At 74.0% G+C, this 16,718-nt stretch carries 17 protein-coding genes; 8 read left to right on the plus strand and 9 right to left on the minus strand.

Annotated features, from left to right (window positions below):
- Positions 1-35: 35 nt before the first annotated feature.
- The 4 genes from J2S42_RS07390 to J2S42_RS07405 are packed head-to-tail and all read left to right on the plus strand — an operon-like array spanning position 36 to position 4,283.
- Positions 36-1,880, plus strand: coding sequence for an asparagine synthase-related protein (locus tag J2S42_RS07390; protein ID WP_307236582.1), 1,845 nt, complete (start codon positions 36-38; stop codon positions 1,878-1,880).
- Complete coding sequence (locus J2S42_RS07395; RefSeq protein ID WP_307236585.1) at positions 1,877-2,134, plus strand: lasso peptide biosynthesis PqqD family chaperone; 258 nt, start codon at positions 1,877-1,879, stop codon at positions 2,132-2,134. Before J2S42_RS07390 ends, J2S42_RS07395 begins: the two co-directional genes overlap by 4 nt.
- On the plus strand, positions 2,131-2,547 hold the full coding sequence (locus J2S42_RS07400; RefSeq protein ID WP_307236588.1) for a lasso peptide biosynthesis B2 protein: 417 nt from the start codon (positions 2,131-2,133) through the stop codon (positions 2,545-2,547). Before J2S42_RS07395 ends, J2S42_RS07400 begins: the two co-directional genes overlap by 4 nt.
- A gap of 5 nt (positions 2,548-2,552) precedes the next feature.
- Complete coding sequence (locus J2S42_RS07405) at positions 2,553-4,283, plus strand: ABC transporter ATP-binding protein (protein WP_307236591.1); 1,731 nt, start codon at positions 2,553-2,555, stop codon at positions 4,281-4,283.
- Here the strand turns inward: J2S42_RS07405 and J2S42_RS07410 are convergent.
- The 3 genes from J2S42_RS07410 to J2S42_RS07420 form a co-directional block, all read right to left on the minus strand.
- Positions 4,273-4,680 (minus strand): Rid family hydrolase, encoded by a 408-nt coding sequence (locus J2S42_RS07410; RefSeq protein WP_307236594.1) that lies wholly within the window; start codon positions 4,678-4,680, stop codon positions 4,273-4,275. The genes J2S42_RS07405 and J2S42_RS07410 overlap by 11 nt on opposite strands.
- A 78-nt stretch (positions 4,681-4,758) precedes the next feature.
- Positions 4,759-5,751: an NAD-dependent epimerase/dehydratase family protein gene (locus J2S42_RS07415; RefSeq protein WP_307236597.1), complete on the minus strand. Its 993-nt coding sequence runs from the start codon at positions 5,749-5,751 to the stop codon at positions 4,759-4,761.
- A gap of 38 nt (positions 5,752-5,789) precedes the next feature.
- Positions 5,790-6,503 (minus strand): GAF and ANTAR domain-containing protein, encoded by a 714-nt coding sequence (locus tag J2S42_RS07420; RefSeq protein ID WP_307236599.1) that lies wholly within the window; start codon positions 6,501-6,503, stop codon positions 5,790-5,792.
- A gap of 159 nt (positions 6,504-6,662) precedes the next feature.
- Here J2S42_RS07420 and J2S42_RS07425 point away from each other — a divergent pair, with 159 nt between their 5' ends.
- Positions 6,663-7,184: an STAS domain-containing protein gene (locus J2S42_RS07425; protein ID WP_307236602.1), complete on the plus strand. Its 522-nt coding sequence runs from the start codon at positions 6,663-6,665 to the stop codon at positions 7,182-7,184.
- Between the two features lie 35 nt (positions 7,185-7,219).
- Here J2S42_RS07425 and J2S42_RS07430 read toward each other — a convergent pair whose 3' ends face one another.
- From J2S42_RS07430 to J2S42_RS07440, 3 genes are all read right to left on the minus strand, one after another.
- On the minus strand, positions 7,220-7,402 hold the full coding sequence (locus J2S42_RS07430; RefSeq protein ID WP_307236605.1) for an antitoxin: 183 nt from the start codon (positions 7,400-7,402) through the stop codon (positions 7,220-7,222).
- Between the two features lie 248 nt (positions 7,403-7,650).
- Entirely contained in the window at positions 7,651-8,544 is an 894-nt protein-coding gene (locus tag J2S42_RS07435) for a glycosyltransferase family 2 protein (protein ID WP_307236608.1), read from the minus strand.
- Between the two features lie 61 nt (positions 8,545-8,605).
- On the minus strand, positions 8,606-9,436 hold the full coding sequence (locus tag J2S42_RS07440) for an alpha/beta hydrolase (protein WP_307248653.1): 831 nt from the start codon (positions 9,434-9,436) through the stop codon (positions 8,606-8,608).
- On the opposite strand from J2S42_RS07440, the gene J2S42_RS07445 reads away from it, so the two are divergent.
- Positions 9,431-9,868, plus strand: coding sequence for a helix-turn-helix transcriptional regulator (locus J2S42_RS07445; protein WP_307236611.1), 438 nt, complete (start codon positions 9,431-9,433; stop codon positions 9,866-9,868). The genes J2S42_RS07440 and J2S42_RS07445 overlap by 6 nt on opposite strands.
- 3 nt (positions 9,869-9,871) lie before the next feature.
- Here the strand turns inward: J2S42_RS07445 and J2S42_RS07450 are convergent, their stop codons facing one another.
- On the minus strand, positions 9,872-10,438 hold the full coding sequence (locus J2S42_RS07450) for a hemerythrin domain-containing protein (protein ID WP_307236613.1): 567 nt from the start codon (positions 10,436-10,438) through the stop codon (positions 9,872-9,874).
- Positions 10,439-10,626: 188 nt separating this feature from the next.
- Between J2S42_RS07450 and J2S42_RS07455 the strand changes: the two genes are divergently transcribed.
- A complete protein-coding gene (locus J2S42_RS07455; protein WP_307236617.1) occupies positions 10,627-11,313 on the plus strand; it encodes a hypothetical protein in 687 nt (228 codons plus the stop codon).
- Positions 11,310-12,125, plus strand: a complete 816-nt coding sequence (locus tag J2S42_RS07460) for a HoxN/HupN/NixA family nickel/cobalt transporter (protein ID WP_307236620.1) — start codon at positions 11,310-11,312, stop codon at positions 12,123-12,125. The genes J2S42_RS07455 and J2S42_RS07460 overlap by 4 nt, the downstream gene beginning before the upstream one ends.
- A 5-nt stretch (positions 12,126-12,130) precedes the next feature.
- On the opposite strand, the gene J2S42_RS07465 is transcribed toward J2S42_RS07460, so the two are convergent.
- Together J2S42_RS07465 and J2S42_RS07470 are read right to left on the minus strand one after the other, a co-directional pair.
- Positions 12,131-13,381 (minus strand): glycoside hydrolase family protein, encoded by a 1,251-nt coding sequence (locus J2S42_RS07465; protein WP_307236623.1) that lies wholly within the window; start codon positions 13,379-13,381, stop codon positions 12,131-12,133.
- Positions 13,382-13,460: 79 nt separating this feature from the next.
- Positions 13,461-16,658: a GH92 family glycosyl hydrolase gene (locus tag J2S42_RS07470; RefSeq protein WP_307236626.1), complete on the minus strand. Its 3,198-nt coding sequence runs from the start codon at positions 16,656-16,658 to the stop codon at positions 13,461-13,463.
- Between the last annotated feature and the right edge of the window lie 60 nt (positions 16,659-16,718).

The following is a 16,718-nucleotide window of genomic DNA, read 5'->3' on the forward strand; positions in this document are numbered from 1 at the left end:
CGCCGCCCGGCCCCTGCGGAGGAAGGACCAGCGCCATGTTTCGTCCCCGTCACATCGCCGGACTGCCCGACTGGTTCCTCGTGATCCCGGACGGCCCGGCCACCGCGGCCGCGGCCGAGCGGTTGCGGCCGTTCGCCGGCCGGATCGTCGGCCATCCCGGTGAGCGGCCCTGGTTGCTCGGCAGGTGGACCGTCGAGCGGCTGACCGTCGGCACGGCCGGCGACGTCACCGTTGCGGTCTCCGGCACCCACCTCGTCCCCGTCGAGGACGCGCGCCGGGCCGCCGAGCGGGTACGGGCGACCGGCCGGGTCGACGGCACGCTGCTCGACGCGCCCGGCAGCTATCACGTGATCGTGCGTGCCGGGTCCGGGACGTACCTGCGCGGCGGCGCGACCGAGGTGCGCCGCGCGTTCGTGACCCGATCCGGTCCGGCCCCGCTCGCCGCCGACCGGGCCGACGTGCTCGCCGCGCTGTACGACGCGGACCTAGACCTCACCCGGCTGGCTCTGCACCTGCTCGACCCGCAGACGCTCCACCCGCTGGCCGGCACGCCCGTGTGGGCCGGGATCGACGCGGTCCCGGCCGGGTCGTGGGCGCGGATCGACACCGCCGGCCGCGTCGGATTCCGGCGCTGGTGGAATCCGCCGGAGCCGGTGACCCCGATGGCGGCGGCCGCGGACGGGCTGCGTGACGCGCTGACCGACGCGGTGCGGGTGCGTACCGCCGGGCGCCCGCTGGTCACCACCGATCTGGGCGGCCTGGACTCGACCGCGGTGTGCAGCGTCGCCGTCACCCGCGGCGGGACCGCGGTCGCGGCGTACACGGTCGACGTGCACGACCCGCTCGGCGACGACGTGCGGTGGGCCGAGCGCACCGTCGCGGCGCTCGGGATCGAGCACCACCTGGTGCCCGCCGCACGCATGCCGATGACCTACGACGGGCTCACCGGGCCGGGCGAGAACTGGGACGAGCCGTGCCTGACCACGGTGGACCGGAACCGCTGGAAGACGCTCATGCGGATGGCCGTGGACCGTGGCTCCACGCTGCACCTGACCGGGATCGGCGGCGACGAACTGCTCTACGGCTCCGTCGCTCACCTGCACACGCTGCTGCGCCGACGGCCCCGGCTCTCCTGGCGCGCGCTGCGCGGCTTCGAGGCCAAGTACCGCTGGCCGCGCGGCGAGATGCTGCGCCAGCTCGCGGACCGGCGGCCGTACCGGGCCTGGCTCGCCCGCACCGGGGACGAGCTCACCGCACCGCCGCCGTCGCTGCGTGAGCCGCTGCTCGACTGGGGCAGCCCGCCGCGGCTGCCGCCGTGGACCACGCCGGACGCCGCCGCCGCCGTCCGTGCGCTGCTGCGCGCGGAGGCCACGGACGCGGAGCCGCTCGCGCCGTCCCGGGGCCGGCACCGGGAACTGGAGGCCATCCGGTCACTGTCCCGCACCACCCGGCAGCTGCGCCAGATGGCCGCGCCGCTGGGGCTGGACTACGCGGCGCCGTACTACGACGACCGGGTGGCCGAGGCCGCGCTGCGCACCGATCCGGCGGACCGGATCACGCCCTGGCGGTACAAACCACTGATCGTCGAGGCGATGCGCGGGGTGGTGCCGGAGGCCAGCCGTGACCGCGCCACCAAGGCGAACGCGATGGTGGAGGAGGAGAGCGGCCTGCGCCGGTACCGCGGCGACCTGCTGGCGCTCTGCGACGACTCCCGCCTGGCCCGGCTCGGGCTGATCGACGCGGCCGCGTTCCGGGCGGCGTGCGCCCGCCCGCCCGCCGGCGACCTGCAGATCGGCGTGCTGCACCAGACTCTCGCCTGCGAGGTCTGGCTGCGCTCGCTGGAGGAATCGGCCGTTCCGGCCGGAGGAGGACCGAGATGACGACCACGTTGCGCAGCGGCGTCCTGATGACCGAGACCGACTACGGCGTCGTGCTGCTGGACGAGCGCACCGGCGCCTACTACACGCTCAACCCGACGGCCGCGCTGGTGGTGCGGACGCTGGACTCCGGCGGTGACGGCGCGGCCGCGGCCGCGGCACTCGTCGCGCAGTTCGGCGCGGACCCGGCTACCGCGAGCGCGGACGTGGCCGAACTCGTCGGCTCCCTCCGCACGGCCGGGCTGCTGCGCCGATGAGCATGCCGGAGACCATCCCGTACAACCCGGGGTCGTTGCCCTTCGTCACGCGATGGGCGGCGCGCGCGGCCGTGACCGTGGCCCGGATGCTGGCCCGCTGCCGCCCGGACCGGGTCCGGTGGGTGATGGGCCGGCTGCATCGCGGCGCCCGCCCGGCCGGCACCGCCCAGGCGCTGGCCGCGCACCGGGCGGTGACCACGGCGAGCCTGTACTGCGCCGGGCGCGAGGGCTGCCTGCCCCGGTCGATCGCGGTCGCGCTGCTCTGCCGCGCCCGCGGCACCTGGCCGACCTGGTGCGTGGGTGTCCGGCGGCTGCCGCCGTTCGCCGCGCACGCCTGGGTGCAGGTGGACGGTGAGCCGGTCGGCGAGGAGTTCCCCGCCGACTACTTCCGGCTGCTCTACTCGGTCGGATAGCGCCCGTGCGTGCCGATCTGGCCCGCTGGCGGGACGTGCGGCGGCTCACCGAGGGGCACCGGCGCGCGATCGCGGCCGCGGCCACGCTCAGCCTGGCCGGTTCCGCGCTCGCGCTGGCGCAGCCGGTCCTGGCCCGGGACGCGGTCGACACGGCCGCGTCCGGCACCGTGCCGTGGCCGGTGCTCGGCGCGCTCGTGCTGCTGTTCGCGGCGCAGGCCGGCACGATGGCGCTCGGCCGGTACGTGCAGGCGCACACCGGCGAGGCCATGATGCTGCGGCTTCGCCGTACTCTGATCGGTCATCTGCTGCGGGTACGGATCCGTGACCTGGACCGGCACCGGATCGGTGACCTGATCGCACGCGCCGGTGGCGACACGGCCGTGGTCCGCACGCTCATCGCGCAGAGCCTGGGCTCCGGTATCGCCGGCGTGGCCGGCCTGGCCGGGACCGTGGCGCTGCTGGCCTGGCTGGATCCGTGGCTGCTGGTCGCGGTCAGCCTGATGTTCGGGATCGCGGTGGCGGCGCTGCTGGCGATCGTGCGGCGGCTGCGGACCGCCTCGCGCGGCGCGCAGGAGGCGGAGGGAGCGCTGGTCGCGGACCTGGAGCGGGCGCTCGGCGCGATGCGCACGGTCCGGGCCGCCCGCGCCGAGGCGTGCGAGAGCGCGCGAGCCGCCGCGGTCGCGCGCCGCGCCCGGGACGCGAACGTGCGGATGGCCCGCCTCGCCGCGGTGAGCGGACCGGCGAACGACCTCGCGGTCAGTGGCGCGTTCCTGGTGGTGCTGTTGATCGGCGCGACCCGGGTCGCGGCCGGGCAGACCAGCCTCGGTCAGCTGGTGGCGTTCACGCTGGCGATGACATACCTGGCCGCGCCGATCGGGGAGATCTTCCTGGCGGTGACCGCCATCCAGCAGGGTTCGGGCGCGCTGCACCGGATCAACGAGGTGCTGGCGCTGCCCCGGGAGAACGACCCGGCGCCGGGCCGGCCGCACGCGCCGTCCGGGCCGGTGCTGGAGCTGCGCGGCGTCTGGTTCGGCTATCACCCGGACCGGCCGGTGCTGCGCGGCGTCGACCTGGTGGTGCCGGCGCGTGGCCACCTGGCACTGATCGGACCCTCCGGAGCCGGCAAGTCCACGATCTTCGCACTGGTCGAGCGGTTCTACGACCCGGACCGTGGCGCGGTGCTGCTGCACGGGCAGAGCGTCGCGTCCATACCGTACGGCCGGCTGCGCGCCACCGTCGGCCTGGTGGAACAGGACTGCCCGCTGCTGCACGGCACGCTGCGCGACAACCTGCTCTACGGCAGCGGCCCGGTCGGCGACGACGAGCTGCACCGCATGCTGGCGCTGACCAGCCTGACCGACGTGGTCGCGGCGCTGCCCCGGGGGCTGGACACCGACGTCGGTGAGCACGGCCGGCTGCTCTCCGGCGGGCAGCGGCAGCGCGTCGCGATCGCCCGCTGCCTGCTGACCCGCCCCCGCCTCATCCTGCTCGACGAGCCCACCGCCCACCTGGACCCGGACAGCGAGCGCGCGCTGGCCGACACGATTCGGGACGTCTCCCGGGTCTGCGCGCTGATCGTCATCGCACACCGCTTCTCCACCGTGCGCGGCGCCGACCGGGTCGTGGTGCTGGACGGCGGCCGGGTCGTCGCCGGTGGCACCCATGAGGACCTGCTGCGCCGCAACGCGTACTACCGCCGGCTGGCCGCCTCCGCGGCCCTGCCGGTCAGTCCGTGATCGCGGTGGCCTCGATCTCGACCAGGTGCTCCGGTACGTCGAGCGTGGCGACGCCGAACAGGGACGCGGGCGGCGTGGCGGTGATGCCGAGGCGGGCGGTGGCGCGGGCGATGCCGTCGAGCAGCAGCGGCATCTTGTCCGGGGTCCAGTCGACGACGTGCACGACGAGCTTGACGACGTCGTCGAAGGTGGCGCCGGCGGCGGTGAGCGCGGTGGCGACGTTGACGTAGGCCTGCTCGACCTGGCCGGTCAGGTCGCCGACCGCGATGTTCGTGCCGTCGGCGTCCCAGGAGACCTGGCCGGCGATGTGGACGAAGCGGGAGCCGGTGGCCACGGAGACGTGGTGGTAGACGGGGATCTCCGGCAGGCCAGCCGGGTTGATCAGGGTGACAGCCATCGGAAGCTCACTCTCTTTCGGTTACCGGGAAACCGTAAGAGATCGGCGTGGAGCTGGGAAGAAGGTACTTTTTCCCGCTCAAGGCACCTTTTGGTAACCGGCGGCACGCGGCGTCGCGGTCCGCACGGCACGCCGGGTGGCGAGCAGCGTGAGGCGGCCGTCGTGGCGGGGCTGCCAGCCCAGTTCGGTACGGGCGCGCGTGCAGTCCAGCAGCGGGCTGTCGATCAGCAGGTCGGCCCAGGACGGGTCGAGCGGTTGCAGACGCAGCCGCCAGGCCACGCCGAGCAGGCGCCGGAGCGTGCCGCGGGAGATCGGGACGTGCCGGCCACCCATCAGCCGGGCCAGCACGGGCGCGCGCATCGCGGGCTCGTCGGTCACGTTGAACGCGCCGGTGGCGCGGGCCAGCAGGATTCGCCCGACCAGATCCGCGACGTCCTGGGCGGCGGACACCTGGGTGATCGTTGCGCGCGGCAGCGGCAGCACCGGCAGGCGGCCGACCAGCGGGGCCAGCGGCGCGGACCGGCCCAGCGCCAGGCGGGCCAGGTCACGGGCCGCGGCCGGCTGCACCACCGCGAGCGGCCGGACCCGGGCCACCCGCAGCTGTGGATGATCCCGCTCGTGCCGGTCGAGCAGGTCCTCCACCGCGACCTTGTCCTGGCTGTACGTGGAACCGGGCACGCCGCGGCGCGGCCAGTCCTCGGTGACCCGCGTGCCGCCGTCGCCGCGCGAGTAGACCGCGGCCGACGACAGGTGGACCAGGTGCGGCACCCGCGCGCGCCGCAGCGCGGTGAGCACGGCCCGCGACCCGTCCAGGTTCGTGCGTGCCTGCGCCGCCCGGTCGTGACCGGCCACGATGTGCCAGGCCAGGTGCACGACCGCGTCCGCTCCGGTGAACGCGCCGGTCAGCGCGCCGGCCGCGCCGGGCGTGCCCACGTCCACCGCGCGCCAGTCGATGCCGTGCCGGTCCGCCGGGACGCGCCGGGCGATGCCGGTCACGTGCCGGATCTCCGGCCGGGCGGTGAGCCACTCCACCACCGCGGACCCGATGTTGCCGCTCGCACCCGTCACCACGATCCGCACTCCGCGGAGCTTTCCCCGGATCCGGCGGGCTACACCCGGGGTGGCGGCAGCGCGCCCGTCTCGAGCAGGAAGCGGGCGACCTCGGCGACCTTGCGCCGCCGGCCGCGGGCGGTGCCGCGGAGCAGTTCGAACGCGGCGGCCGGGCCGAGGCGGCGCTGGGCCATCAGGTAACCGACCGCACGCTCGATCACGATCCGGTAGTCCAGCGCGTACTGCAGCTGCCCGGCCAGGTCACCGGCCTGCTGAGCGGCGAGCGCGGTGGCGAGCGTGGCGCCGATGACGTCCGCGTAGCGGGACAGCGCCGCGGCCTCGGAGTCGTCCCACTCGTGCGGCCCGGTGACGAAGACGTCGAGCGTGCCGACCGGCGTGCGGTCCAGCCGGACCGGGACGCCGAGCACCGCGACCACGTCGTGGCGCAGGAACTCGTCGCGGACGCCGGGCCAGCGCGGATCCGTGCGCATGTCGGCCGCCCGGATCACCTGGTTGTCCACGAACGCGGCCACGCACGGCCCCTCGCCGGTCTTGCTCTGCACCTCCTCCATCGCCTTGCTCGCCGTATTGCTCGCGGCGACGTAGTGCAGCGTGTTCTCCTCGTCGGCGATCATCAGGCCGCTGCCCGCGACCCGGAACAGCGTCACGACCGCGTCGACGGTCTCGCCGACGGCGGCGGTGAGGTCGGTGCCGGCGCTTCCGCTGAGGCGGCGCAGGCTGTCGGTGAGTCGTTCGGAGTCGATGTTCGGCACGGCCCCATCCTTGCCGTAGCGGACCCGGACGGCGAGGTCAGTCCCCTGATCGGGGGCGAGGGAAACCGGCGGGTTTGAGAACGTTCACCACTGGTGACATTACGGCGCAGCCGACCGTCTCCGCCCTGTGTCCGCGGACCGATCTCGTGAGGATGCCTCATGCCCGCGGACACCCGTACCCACGCCGCACCCGCCCGCATCCCGGCGCTGGTCCGGCGGCTACCGGCCCAGCAGCGGCGTCTGCTGGCGCTGCGCTGCCGGGAGCAGCTGACCGAGGCGGAGATCGCCGGCCGGCTGCACGTCCCGCCGGCGACCGTGTCGCGTGCGCTGACCCGTACGTTCGGCTGGCTGCGTCACGGTGTGCTGACCGGGTACGCGCCGGACGGCGCCCGTCCGGGCATCACGTCGTGCACGCTCGGCTCCGGTGAGGTACGGGTGCGGGTGACCGGCGAGATCGACCGGGACAACGCGGCCGAGCTGCGGCACCGCCTGCGCGACGCGCTCGGCGGGAACCCGCCGGTGCTGACGCTGGACCTGGCCGGCGTGCCGCTGCTGGACGCGGCCGGTGCCCGGGCGTTCCGGGACGTGCTCGCGGCGGCGCGGGCGCGGGGCGTCCGGGCCGCTCTGGTACGGGTCCAGCCGGCGGTCCGGACCGTGCTGGAGCTGTGCGAGGTGTGCTGAGCCGGGGGCACCGGTCCGGTGCCCCCGGCCGCGCGCTATCCGTTCGTGTCGCCGGCGCCGGTGCGCTTCTGCGCCTCGTCGACGCCCCGGTCGATCTGGTCGGAGTGCTTGCCGCCGGTGCGCTGGTCGACCGCGTCACCGGCCTTCTCCAGCCCCTGGTCGACCTGCTCGTCGTGCTTGTCGGCGAAGTCGCCGGCCTTGCTCAGGAAGTCGCTCATGATCTGGCTCCTAATCCTCGTGCTCCGCGTATCGGCTACCCGGGCCGGCCGTCGTCACACGTGTGACCGGCCGCCGGCTCACGAAGGCACGCGGACGTGACGCGCCGCCGCGACCGGACCAGGACCGGGATCGGACCACCGGCACCGAGGCGGCCCGCCAGACGTTGATGCGTTTCATCGGTTCGCCCCCTTTCACGGACGTAGGCGCATACCCGCTGACCGCAGGCCCATGCACGCAGCGGCGCGTCTCACACGTAGCGCCGGGCGGTGGACGCGCGCTGGGCGGCGTCGAGCGGGGCCAGCCGAACCTCCACGTGGTGCGGGCGGGTGCGCCGCCGGGCCAGCACCCAGGGCAGGCCGCGGACCGCGTCCCAGCAGGCCAGCGCGGATACGCTGTCGCGCGGCACGGTGCCGGCCAGGAACGCGGTCCGGCGCAGCGCGGGCAGCACCGGCCGGCGCAGCCAGGTGAACCACAGCGTGTTGCGCAGGCCGATGCGGCGCCGCAGCACCGAGTCCCGCACCACGGACGCGTGATGGTGCACCACCAGATTCTCCAGGTAGCAGATCTCCCAGCCCGCGGTGATCAGGTCGGTGGCCAGCAGCTCCTCCTCGCCGCCGAGCCACAGCCGCGGGCTGAAGCCGCCGGCGGCCAGGAACGCGTCCCGGCGTACCACGGACGCACCGGCCAGGAAGCTGCCGAGTGCCGGCCCGGGCAGCCAGTCGGGGCCGGGCACCGGGGAGTCGCGCAGCTCGGCCACGATCGGGTCGTCGTGCCCGCCCGGCTCGACCACGATCCGCGCGTTGACCACCGCGATCGCCGGGCACGCGTCCAGCGCGTCCGCGGCCGCGCGCAGACTGCCCGGCTCCCACCAGGTGTCGTCGTCGCAGAACGCCACGTACGGCGTGTGCAGCCGGGCCACGCCCGCGTTGCGCCCGGCCGCGCCGCGGTTCTCCCGCAGCGCGAGCACCTCGATCTGCGGGAATCGCGCCCGGAGCGACTCGGCCGTACCGTCCGTCGAGCCGTTGTCGACCACCACGACCGCGGGCCGTTCCGGCAGGCTCACCAGGCGCGCGACCGCGTCCAGCACTTCAGGCCGCCGCTGATGGGTGACCACCACGACGCCGATGCGGGAATCCGTCATGCGGCCGCGGGTACCCGCTCCGGCGCCGTGATCACCCGCTCGTTCGTGGGATGTGCGCGGGTCAGTGGAAGCGCCGGACGAACGCGAGCGCGGTGTCGCACACCTCGCGCCAGCCGCTGTCGATGGTCAGCGAGTGGCCGCGGTCCTCGATCTCGACGATCTCGGTGACGCCCGCGTTGTCCTTCTGCTGCTTGTACGAGGCGTTCGCGATGGCCCACGGCACGGTGTGGTCCTTCTCGCCGGACACGATCAGCAGCGGCCCGCGTCCCGGGTTGCCGGTGTCGACCTTCGCCTCGGTCCACGGGTTGAGGTTCGCGGCCGCGGCCTGGAACAGCGGTTCACCCGGCGCCGGTACGGCGTAGGTCCGGTACAGCTCGCGCGCCTCCTCCTCCGGGACCGCGTTCGCGAACCCGTACCGGAACTGCGCGAACGTCAGCGGCACCGCGCGGTGATAGTTGGCCGGGTTGCCCAGCACCGCACCGGCCACCCGCAGCGCGGAGACCGGCAGCGGCAGCACGCCGCGGAACGGCGCCGGGTCGATCGCGACCGTGGCGGCGGACAGCCCACGGCCCGCGCTGAGCTGCGCTATCAGGCCGCCGAACGAGTGCCCGATCACCGCCGGCCGGCGGTCGAGCCGGCCGATCAGGTCGCAGAAGTGGTCGGCGACCTGGCCGACGCGCTTGCCGGCGAACACCGCCGGGTGCGTATTCGCCTCCTCGACCGTGTCCGGGTCGTCCGGCCAGCCGGGCACCACCGGCGCGTACCCGGCCTCGGCGAACACGCCGGCCCACCGCTGCCAGCTGGTCGGCAGCAGCCGGAGCCCGTGGATGAACACCACCGGCGGACGGCCACCGGCGTTGGCGGCCTCGATCTGTCGCAGATCACCGTGCATGGTCACGGCGACGCGGTCGCGGCGCCGACCGTGGAGCTGATCCGGGCCGCGCTCACCGTGCAGCTCGGCGACGACCGCGCCGGGCGCGTGCCGCTGGACGGCACGCTCGCGGTCCGGATCCTGGCGGACATGCGCGCGCACCTGGCCGACCCGCAGCTGTGCCCGGCCGCGGCCGCGGCACGGCAGCACGTCTCGGTGCGCTACCTGCACCGCGTGCTGCAGCGCGAGGGCGTCCGGTTCGGTGCCTGGGTACGGCACCGGCGGCTGGAGGACACCCGCCGCGACCTGGCCGATCCGGCGTTCGGCACGGCCACGGTCGCGGCGGTCGCCCGGCGCTGGGGGTTCACCGACGCGGCACAGTACAGCCGGACGTTCCGGGCCGCGTACGGGATGAGCCCGCGCGAGTGGCGGGCGGCGGGCCGGCCGCGCTGAGCCTCACTTCGTGGCGGGGCCGGTGAGCTTGTCGCGGAGGCGGTCGACCAGGCCGACGCCGGCGCCGACCGTCTTGTGGAACAGCTCGCTGTTCGGCGCGCTCGGGTGCGGACGGGTCGGTGCCAGCCGCTTCGCGGTCTCCACCTTGCCCGCGAGCTCCACCAGCTCCTCCGCGGGTACGCGACGGCGCAGTTCGGGGAACTGCTCCGCCTCCTCGTCCGTGACGTGGTCGGCGAGGATCGCCTCCAGCCGGCTCAGTTCCTGGTCGAAGCGCGGGTCGGAGACGTCCAGGTCCTCGAGCCGCTTCATCGCCTGCTCCAGTTCCTTGTGCTCCTCGACGTCGTGTGCGACCGCCTTGTCGCCGTCGTCGAGGTACCGGCGCATGGCCGGGTAGACGTACATCTCCTCGGCCACGGCGTGCCGCACCAGCTCGCTGATCGCGGTGTCGGTCAGGTCCCGGCGGATCATCGGGTCGGCGACGGTACGGATCTCGCCGATCAGCGCGGTCACGTCGCGGTGGTCGGCCGTCAGCACGTCGACGACGTCCCGGCCGGTTCCGGTACTGCTCATGAGCCCTCCAGTAATAGGCACTTCGCCGGCCGCGTACCCAGCTGGGACCGCGGTAAGCGGCTCGATTTGTTCACGCACCCGACCGGTGAAGATCATCTTTCGTGGCCTGCGGGATCCGCGCGGACATCACCACACTGAGCGCCGTTGTGTAGTACCGCACCACCCAGGAAGACAATCCATTGAGCTTCATGAGTGCCCGCACGCTGGTGACGCTGGCCGTCATCGGTGTCGCGGCCGGGACCGCCGTGTTCACGCCACGGCCGGCGGCAGCCCATCCGTTCGGCGACCCGCAGACCGTGGTCGTCACGCCCGACCCGAGACGCGCCGACGTGGTGCACGTCAAGTGGCGGGTCGGCGGACCGGACGACCTGACCGTGCTCGGCGTCTCGCTCGGGCTGCTGCCCGCGGACCGGGTGCGCGCGGACGGGACGGTCGACTACCGGTACGACGACCCCGGCGTGGTCGGCGCGTCACCCGCGTTCACCGGCTACCTGCTCGACCGGATCACGGTCACCGGCGGCGGCCGGCCGTGCACCGGCGCGGTCGAGCCGATCGCGGCGCTCGCGCTGAAGGGCGCGACCGCCGGTTTCACCTGCCCCGGGCCGGTCACCTCGGTGACCGTGGCCGTGCGTACGCTGACCGACCTGCACCCGGCGTACCGCACGATGGCCACCGGGCCGGCCGGGCAGCGCGCGGTGTACGAGGGCGCGAACGACACGCACACGTGGTCGCTGACCGGATCCGGTCCCGGGCTCGGGCGCAGTGCGCTGGTGCAGATCGCGGCCGTGTTCGGCGCGCTCCTGCTGACCGCCGTCGCCGTCGTGTTCACGGTGAAGCGCCGGGCGTTCACGGTGAACCGCCGGGTGTCCGCATGAACCCCGGCTCGCTCTCCGACCGCCTCCAGGACCTGATCCACGCGCCCGGGGTGGCGCCGCTGGCGTTCGTGTTCGCGTTCCTGGCCGGTGCCGGGCACGCGCTGGCCCCCGGCCACGGCAAGACGCTGGCCGCCGCGTACCTGGCCGGCTCGCGCGGCCGGATCCGCGACGCGGCCTGGCTGGGCGGCTCGGTCGCCGCCATGCACACCGTGTCGGTGCTGGTCATCGGCGTGGCGTGGACGTTCTTCTCGCTCTCCGACCTGATCCGGATGGAGCAGCTGACCACGTGGCTCCAGATCGCCGCCGGGCTCCTGGTCCTCGGCACCGGCCTCTGGATGCTCCGCCGCCACCTGCGCGGCAGCCACTCCCACTCCCACTCGCATGATCACGACCACGGCCATGATCACGGTCATGGCCATGATCACGGTCATGGCCATGATCATGACCGCGGGCACACGCGTCACCACCAGCACGACGGCGGACAGCGGCCCGGACTGTTCCTGCTCGGCGTCTCCGGCGGCCTGACCCCCTCCCCCGCCGCGTTCCTGGTGCTGGCCACGGGCCTGTTCCTCGGCCGGGCCGGCTTCGCGCTGCTGCTGGTGCTCACCTTCGGCGCCGGCATGGCCGTGGTCCTCTTCGGCATCGGCGTGCTCGCCGTCGCGGGCAGCACCCTGGTCACCCGCAACGCCCGCACCCACGCCACCCTGCGCCTGGCCACCCGCTTCACCCCGATGCTCGCCGCCGGTGGCATCACCGCCTTCGGCGCCGGCATGATCGCCGTCGCCGCCGTCCACCTCGCCGCGCTGGCCTGACCGTCTCAACCCGCCGCGCGGTACGCCCGGCCCGCCTCGGTCGGCGTGGTCGCGTCCCGGTACAGCCCGTACGGGAGCGAGTCACCGACCGCGGGCAGGGAGAACCAGGCGTACCGCTCGACGTACGGTGCGGCCTCCAGCTCCCGGGTGGAGGCGGTGATGAACGCGGTGATCTGCGCGGTGCTCGGGAAGCGCGGCTCGGCGGAGAAGTTCATCAGGCCGTACTCGGTGACCCAGATCGGCAGGCCGTAGCGCTCGTGAACGGCCCTGACGTACCCCATGAACTGGCCGGTGGCGGCCGCGCTGAAGTCGCCGCCGTACCAGTGCAGCGTGATGAAGTCGACGCGCAGGCCACGCTGCCGGGCGCCGGTCATGAACCGGTCCAGCCAGCCGCCCGGCGCGTCGCCGCCCCACGCGACCGCGGGGCTGCCCAGCCGCATACCCGTCGCCTCCAGCCGGGGCCACAGGCCGAGGGCCTGCTCGACGCTCATGTTCGCCTGCTCGGCGAGGTCCGGCTCGTTGAAGCCGAGCAGCGTGTCACCCTCGGCCCGGACCTTCGCCAGGTTCGCGGGCGTGACCACGTTCTCGTCCCAGATCATCGGCACGAACTCCGCCCCGGCCGGCATGGCGTCGTTGTTCGTGCCCCAGTTGTAGTACCAGGACACGCCGGCATCGTCGACGGCACCGGCCAGCCCGGCGAACTCCCAGCTGCTCACGCCCTTCTTGGCACCGTCGCCGCCGCTGTCGCCGCCGGTCGGCGACGGCGCCGGGGCCGGCGTGGAGACCCGCCAGGACTGGTTCGGGTTGCCGGTGCACGACCAGATCTGCAGCCGGGTGCCGCTGGCCGTGCTCATCCCGGTCTCGTCGAGGCACTTGCCCGACCCGGTGTTGACCAGCTGGGAGCCGCGCACCGCCCAGGTCTGCGCGCCGGTGCCGTTGCACGTGTGGAGCTGTACGCGCGCGCCGTCCGCGCGCGACGCCGACGTCACGTCCAGGCACTTGCCCAGCGCCCGGAGGCTCGCGCCCTCGAACCGCCACTGCTGCGCGCCGGTGCCGTTGCAGTCCCACAACTGCACGGCGGTGCCGTCGGCCCGGTTCGCCCCGGCGACGTCGACGCACCGGCCACCCAGGCCGGTGATCGCGGTGCCGTCGGCGGCCAGCACGTCGGTCACCCAGATGCCACCGCCGAGAGCGGCGACGACCGTTGCGGACACGCCGGCGCCCAGGACCCGGCGGCGGACTTTCGATGCGGACATGGCAGCACCGTAGCCGCGGCCGGGCCGGACACGGAGAGAACGCTCCCTGGTCCCGGGATTTCCCTCACTCCCGGCCCGGTCAACGGAGCGTGATGGCGTACAGCTGGATGCGGTTGTCGTCCGGGAGGGTGAGGGAACGGATCTGCTTGCCCGGGGTGAGCGGCACGCTGATCGCGAAGAGGCTGACCGGTGGGCCGTCGACGCCCTGGCCGGCCCTGATCCGGTGGGGCATGGCCAGCGCGGTGGTGGAGCCGGCCGCGGGTGAGCCGCACCAGTCCGCGACCGTGACCGCGCGGGTGTCGGTGCCGCCGTCCGTGTAGCCGATCGTGAACGCGCCGGTGACCGGGCCGTTGTGGCTGGTCGCGACCAGCTCCAGCGACGTGTGTGAGCCCTGCGGCAGCACCAGTGACTGACCGGTCGCGGTGACCAGGTTGGGTGCGGTGCCGGCCGGGTCCGGGGCCTGGTAGGTGACGCCGTTCCAGACGACCGGGCCGGCCGGTGGGAGCAGCGCCGCGTCGTAGCTCCAGCCGACCGTGTCGAAGTTGCCCTCGGTGGTCGCGGTGACGGTGGCGGTGCCGTCCCGCGTCAGTTCCGGTGTCAGGTCGACCGCGCAGGACGTGCCGGCCGCGCAGGTCAGCGCGGGCCGGACCGTGACCGGGACGGTACGCGTGACCGAGTTCGCGCCACCGGCCGTGACCTGCACCGGGTACGTCCCGTCGGCCACGCCGGCGGGCGCGGTGACCGTGACCGTGGCCGTGGTCGCGACCGGCAGGTGCGACGAGCGCAGCACCGGCAGCCGGGCCGGGTCGACCGTCACGGTCCAGCCGGCCGGGCCGGTCGCGGTGACCGTGGGCCGCAGCGTGGCCGGTGCCTGCGCCACGACGTCCACGGTGAACGTGGTGGTGCCGCCGGCCGGCAGCGCGGCCGAGGCCGGGCGCACGGACGCGTCGACGTGCCGGCGGGCGTCCTGCGGCGCCCGGTTCACCGACGGCGGCTCCGCCTGCGGCGCGGTGCCCCACGACGACGGGCGGCTGCCGACCGTGTGGGCGAGCGTGCCGCCGTCCGCGACCGAGTCCCAGGTCACCCAGTTCCTCGTGAGCCGGCCGCCGTCCAGCCGGACGTTCTGCACGTACCGGTTCGGGTCGGAGACGCCCGGCGCGGTGATCCGCAGCGTGCCGGTGCCGGTCCGCACGGTCGCGGCCGGGAAGACCGGGCTGGACACGGTGAGGAAGTCCGCGCCGCTCATCGTCGGGTAGAGGCCGAGCGCGGAGAAGACGTACCAGGCGCTCATCGTGCCCAGGTCGTCGTTGCCGGTCATGCCGTCCGGGCCGGTGGTGAACAGCGTCATCGCGGCCCGGACCACGGTCGCGGCCTTCGCCGGCGCGCCGGCCCAGTGGTACATGTACGGCGCGAGCAGGTCCGGCTCGTTGTTCGGGTTGTAGGTGGGCTTGGCGTAGTAGTCGTACGGCGCGGCGATCCAGTCGGTGCGCGCGGTGCCGGCCGGGTCGGTGAGCAGCTCGTCGTACACGAAGAACTCGTCGAGCCGCTGCTCGGCGGCGTGCCGGCCGCCCATCAGCGAGACCAGCCCGGCCGGGTCCTGCGGGACCAGCCACTGGTACTGGTACGCGCCGCCCTCGTGGAACTGGTGCGACGCCGCGACCGGGTCGTACGGGGTGAGCCAGGTGCCGTCCACGGTGCGCGGGCGGAACCGGCCGGCCGCGGAGTCCCACAGGTTGCGGTACCACTGACCGCGGGCGGCGAACATCCGCGCGTCCGCGGTCTTCCCGAGGCCCTGTGCCATCAGTGCGAGCGCGGCGTCCGCGGCGGAGTACTCCAGCGTGGCGGAGGCCGGGTGCACGCAGTCGTTGTCCCCGCCCTTGTGCACGCAGTCGGTGCCGAGCCGCAGGCCGGACGGGATGTAGCCGCGGCCGGCGTAGTGGTCCTGCCCGGTGCGCCCGTTGAACGGTGAGGAGGCCGGCGGCTGGCTGGTGGCGTTCGCCCGCAGCAGCGCGTACGCCTCCTCCTCGTACCCCTCGAGCAGGCCCTTCGACCAGTTCTCGACCAGGAACGGGGTGACCGGGTCGCCGGTCATGATGTTGGTTTCGCTGTTCGCCAGCGCCCACCGGGGCAGCCAGCCACCGTCCCGGCCGATCGCCAGCACGGAGAGCGCGACGTCGCGCGCCACGTCCGGCGCGATCAGCTCGAGCAGCTGGTTCTGCGGGCGGTACGTGTCCCACAGCGAGAAGTTCTGGTACGGGGTGTAGCCGCTCGCGGTGTGCACCTGCCGGTCGAAGCCGACGTAGCGCCCGTCCACGTCACCGGCCACGTTCGGGTGCAGCAGCGAGTGGTAGAGCGCGGTGTAGAAGACCGCGCGGCGCTCCTCCGTACCCCCGTCGATCGCGATCTTGCTCAGGGCCTCGGACCACTCGGCGCGGAGCGCGTCCCGGACCGCGTCGAAGTCGAAGCCGTCACCGGTCTCCGCGGCCAGGTTCGCCCGTGCGCCGTCCGCGCCGGTATAGGACAAACCGACCTTGACCACCACATCCCGGTCGGTACGGGTGTCGAACGTGACGTAGGCGCCGTTACCGCCCGCACCGGATGCGTCCCGGCCACCGGGAGCGAGGTCCGCGCCGCGCCAGGTGCCGAACGCGGTGAACGGCCGGTCGAACTGGGCCGTGAACCACACCGTGTGGTCGTCCTTGCCGGCGCAGAAGTTGCCCGCGTTCACCCGCCCGGTCAGCGTCCGGTCGCCGATCACGTGGATCTCCGAGTCGAACACGTCCTGGTTCGCCTTACCGGTGTTGAACAGCACGTTCGCCTGCTCGGTAGCCGGGAACGCGTAGCGCTGCCAGCCGGTCCGCGCGGTCGCGGTCAGCTCCGCGTCGATGCCGTAGCGGCTCAGCCCGACCCGGTAGTAGCCCGGGCTCGCCTCCTCGTCGTCGTGCGAGAACGCGGACCGGTACGCGTGATGGTCGGTGCTGGTCACCGCGCCGGTGGTCGGCATGATCGGCAGCTCACCGGCCACGCCGCAGCCGACGCCGGACAGGTGCGTCTGACTGAAGCCGTAGATCGAGCCGGCCAGGTAGTCGTAGCCGCCCTGGCCGCCGGTGTCCGGGCTGACCTGCACCATGCCGAACGGCGCGGCGGCACCGGGGAACGTGTTGCCGAAGTTCTGCGTCCCGACGAACGGCCGGACCAGATCGACGGGCTCGGGCGGTGCGGCCACCGGCGCCTCCGGAACGAGCAGCAGCGCGGCCACCAGCACATTGCGAATCATCGACACTCCCGTCACCGATGTGTGATCACGTTGCCACCATCGAGCGACGAAAGTCAATGA

It is taken from the genome of Catenuloplanes indicus (genome assembly GCF_030813715.1).
Lineage (GTDB): Bacteria > Actinomycetota > Actinomycetes > Mycobacteriales > Micromonosporaceae > Catenuloplanes > Catenuloplanes indicus.

Excerpts from the sequence above, each read along its gene's own strand:
- J2S42_RS07390 (WP_307236582.1), top strand. The coding sequence starts at position 36 with ATGTTTCGTCCCCGTCACATCGCCGGACTGCCCGACTGGTTCCTCGTG.
- J2S42_RS07395 (WP_307236585.1), top strand. The coding sequence starts at position 1,877 with ATGACGACCACGTTGCGCAGCGGCGTCCTGATGACCGAGACCGACTAC.
- J2S42_RS07400 (WP_307236588.1), top strand. The coding sequence starts at position 2,131 with ATGAGCATGCCGGAGACCATCCCGTACAACCCGGGGTCGTTGCCCTTC.
- J2S42_RS07410 (WP_307236594.1), bottom strand. The coding sequence starts at position 4,680 with ATGGCTGTCACCCTGATCAACCCGGCTGGCCTGCCGGAGATCCCCGTC.
- J2S42_RS07425 (WP_307236602.1), top strand. The coding sequence starts at position 6,663 with ATGCCCGCGGACACCCGTACCCACGCCGCACCCGCCCGCATCCCGGCG.
- J2S42_RS07430 (WP_307236605.1), bottom strand. The coding sequence starts at position 7,402 with ATGAGCGACTTCCTGAGCAAGGCCGGCGACTTCGCCGACAAGCACGAC.
- J2S42_RS07435 (WP_307236608.1), bottom strand. The coding sequence starts at position 8,544 with ATGACGGATTCCCGCATCGGCGTCGTGGTGGTCACCCATCAGCGGCGG.
- J2S42_RS07440 (WP_307248653.1), bottom strand. The coding sequence starts at position 9,436 with ATGCACGGTGATCTGCGACAGATCGAGGCCGCCAACGCCGGTGGCCGT.
- J2S42_RS07450 (WP_307236613.1), bottom strand. The coding sequence starts at position 10,438 with ATGAGCAGTACCGGAACCGGCCGGGACGTCGTCGACGTGCTGACGGCC.
- J2S42_RS07455 (WP_307236617.1), top strand. The coding sequence starts at position 10,627 with ATGAGTGCCCGCACGCTGGTGACGCTGGCCGTCATCGGTGTCGCGGCC.
- J2S42_RS07460 (WP_307236620.1), top strand. The coding sequence starts at position 11,310 with ATGAACCCCGGCTCGCTCTCCGACCGCCTCCAGGACCTGATCCACGCG.
- J2S42_RS07465 (WP_307236623.1), bottom strand. The coding sequence starts at position 13,381 with ATGTCCGCATCGAAAGTCCGCCGCCGGGTCCTGGGCGCCGGCGTGTCC.
- J2S42_RS07470 (WP_307236626.1), bottom strand. The coding sequence starts at position 16,658 with ATGATTCGCAATGTGCTGGTGGCCGCGCTGCTGCTCGTTCCGGAGGCG.